General features: G+C 22.4%; 3 protein-coding genes. All 3 read left to right on the plus strand.

The genetic code is table 11. The features are described from left to right. The first annotated feature begins 457 nt into the window (after positions 1-457). Positions 458-1,054, plus strand: a complete 597-nt coding sequence (locus tag JWF52_RS17535) for a hypothetical protein (protein WP_208334779.1) — start codon at positions 458-460, stop codon at positions 1,052-1,054. A gap of 160 nt (positions 1,055-1,214) precedes the next feature. Then, positions 1,215-1,865, plus strand: a complete 651-nt coding sequence (locus JWF52_RS17540) for a ferredoxin-like domain-containing protein (RefSeq protein ID WP_208334780.1) — start codon at positions 1,215-1,217, stop codon at positions 1,863-1,865. Between the two features lie 148 nt (positions 1,866-2,013). Beyond that, a complete protein-coding gene (locus tag JWF52_RS19800) occupies positions 2,014-3,345 on the plus strand; it encodes a sensor histidine kinase (RefSeq protein ID WP_208334781.1) in 1,332 nt (443 codons plus the stop codon). Positions 3,346-3,383: the final 38 nt, after the last annotated feature.

Genomic DNA, 3,383 nt, shown 5'->3' on the forward strand with positions numbered 1-3,383 from the left:
TTACAAAGGGTACATTTTATTTAGATGTATAAAGGAAAGGTTATTTTATTACAGGAGAAAGTAACAGTATAGGAAGAAGTATAGTAAAAGATTATGCTAAACAAAATGCATAAGTAATAGCGATAGATATAACTGAGCATAAATTTGAAGAAAATAGTATAAATAGAGCTAATATAATTGTAGATGGAGGTATGAAAAAAAATGATATATGCCGAACACTAAATAAGAAGACAGGTCATTGCCTGTCTTCTTATTTAGTATATTAGAGATGAGAAAATTTATATAAAATCATTATGGATGATATTCAAATTTTATCCAATAATTAAGTTATTATACATTATAAAAAATATTTACAATAAAATTACAGAAGGTATTTCTTTGAAATTATAGAAAAGTATTTGAATAAGATTTTATAGATAGTTATTTAGTACAACAATTTGATAGGAGGGGGAACGAATTGAAAGAAAAAGATATTGATCAAGAATCAAATGAGAAAGATAAGTTACAAATGTCAAAGAAAAAGATATTAATAATTACATTACTATCAGTATTATTTATAAGTATTTTAATAAAAAAAATAGGTATTATATTTAGTGAAGAGGATTTAAGTTATAAAAAAGAGAGTATACAAAATATAGGAAGCAATAAATTAATAAATCAAATTACTGGAAAGTATATAGTTAATGATACAAAGGATGATATTATTATAACTTATTTTAAAAAAGATAAAATAATTAATTATATATTTAATGAAGAATTTCCAATAGATGATATTTTAGATAAAAAAGAAAATAAAGATACAATATTTTATAAAGTAAAATCTTCGTATTATGATGAAATTATTTATCATACATATACAATTAAAGTTTTAGATGATAAAATAAAATACATATATGAAGATGGAAGTGAATCTATGGAGTATAGACTTTTAAATAAAAATCAAGTGACAAAAGAGATTAATAAAATACATGAAGAAAAGAGAAATAATAAAAAAATACTAGATGAGTTAGAACAGTGGCTAGATATAAAAAAAGAGGATATAGATAAAATTTAATAAAATATAAACCCCCTAAATTTGTGATAGAATTTAGGGGGTTTATATTTTATTAAATTCCTAGTAGATATAAAAACTAAAATAAACGTAACAAATATTACAGATTTTATAAATCGGATACTGTATAATATTTTAATATAAATTAAAAAAGGAGTAACTAATGACTAAATATAGCAGATTACAAAAAGATATAAGTGGAAAAAAAAGATATACAATTAATCCATATATAGAAGCTGGGTTTATTACACCAGATAATCTTATAAAAATAGGTGAAATAGCTAAAAAATATGGTGGAGGATTACGAATTAATTCAACTCAAAGCATATCTATAATAAATTTAAAAGAAGAAGATTTAGAACTAATTTGGAAAGAATTAGATATGAATCCAGTAATTAGGAGCAAATATTCATTAAAAAATATTGAAATTTGTTCTTCAAATTTTTGTAGAATGTCAAAATATCCAAGTATAGGATTAGGAATGAAAATAACTAGACAATTTTATGGACTTGAACTTCCTGGTAAAACTAAAATAGGCGTATCTGGGTGTAAAAATTCATGTATAAGCGCTTACTCTAAAGATATAGGTGTAGTAGCTGATGGAAATGGAAATTTATTTATAACAGTTGGAGGAATTGCTGGTTTAAATTCAAGGCCAGCAGATATATTAATTGAAAATATAAATGAAAAAGAAGTATTAGAGATTATAAAAAAAGTCTTAAGATACTATAATAGCTATGGTAAAAGAGGAGAAAAACTTGGGAATTTGATAGATAGAGTAGGCATAGAAAAGTTAAAAAAAGAATTGCTATAAAAGATAGTTATCAAAAAAATACAACTACATTTAAATATAAAATCATTTTAAATTTAAATGTAAAAAATGTCGAAAAATGGTAAAAAATAGTGAAATTTTCAGAAAAAAAGATGAAAAAAGTACGTACATATGCTAATATAATTTATAAGTGGGATATATAGAGGGAGGGATTTATATAAGTTTAGAAGAATCAATATTAGTTCATATTCCAGAAATAATATCTATATATTTATTTATGAATTATATTTTAGGAAATATGGTAACAAAAAGAGAATCCATTAAGATAGCTATAGTATATTGTTTAATTTTTTTAGTAATTTCAAACATTATAGATATGGGAGATATTAAATTATTAAGGATACTATTAATGCTATTAGTATTTTATTTATATACAAAACCAAAATTGACACATTGTATAATGGCATACAGCATAGTAGTAGGGATTAAATTTTTATCAGAATTATTAATTTTAATAATTATAAAAATGATGGGATTAAATTTTCGTATTCTAATAGAACATGACGTGGTTAGACTTTTAATATTTAGCATGCCAACGGTATTATTACTAGTGATTTGTTTTATTGGAGATAGGAAAAATATTAATATATCAGATAAAATAACTAATAAAAATATAGATATAAATAAGTTTATTAGAAATATTATAATAGTATTAAGCTATGGAGTAATCGTCTTAGTGTCTATAGGTGTATTTTATGTAAATAAAGTAATAAAAGTAGGACAAACAAATGAAAATATATTACAAATAATAATTATAGTATTTTGTATTGTATCATTGACTTGTTCAATCATATCTATAATAACTATAAATAAAAATAAACAATTAAAAAAAATAGAAAATAATCTTATTACAAAGAACATACAACAAATGGAAGAAACAGTAAACCTGTTAAGAACTCAGAAACATGATTATATGAATCACTTACAAGTAATATTAATGCAAGTATCTAAGGGTAATAATGAATCTGCAAGAGATTATATATTAAGTATGTCAAATAATATAGGAAACAATGATGTATACTATAATACAGGAAATGACTATATAGATGCAGCTTTAAATATAAAAAAATCTCGTGCTATAAAATATAATATTGAACTAACTGCATGCGTAGATAGCTCATTAGAAGATATAGAGCTATTAGAGTCAGAATTGAATGCAATTATTTTGAATATACTAGACAATTCAATTGAAGAACTTAAAAATAGCAAGAAAGAATATAAATATGTACACTTAGATATATATAAAGAAGATAAATACCATAACATATCAGTTAAAAATAATGGCAGAAAAATTGAAGATACAAACAAAATATTTGAAATGGGATATTCATCTAAAGGAAATAATAGAGGATATGGCCTATATGCAATAAAAAAATTATTAAAATCATATAATTGCAATATTGAAGTATATAGCGATGAAGAAGAAACTGAATTTGCTATACAGGTTCCTATAAGAACTTAATTATTATATACTTAAGTTAAAGTCTATAAATAGATACT

Source organism: Clostridium sp. CCUG 7971 (assembly GCF_017590215.1).
Lineage (GTDB): Bacteria > Bacillota > Clostridia > Peptostreptococcales > Peptostreptococcaceae > Faecalimicrobium.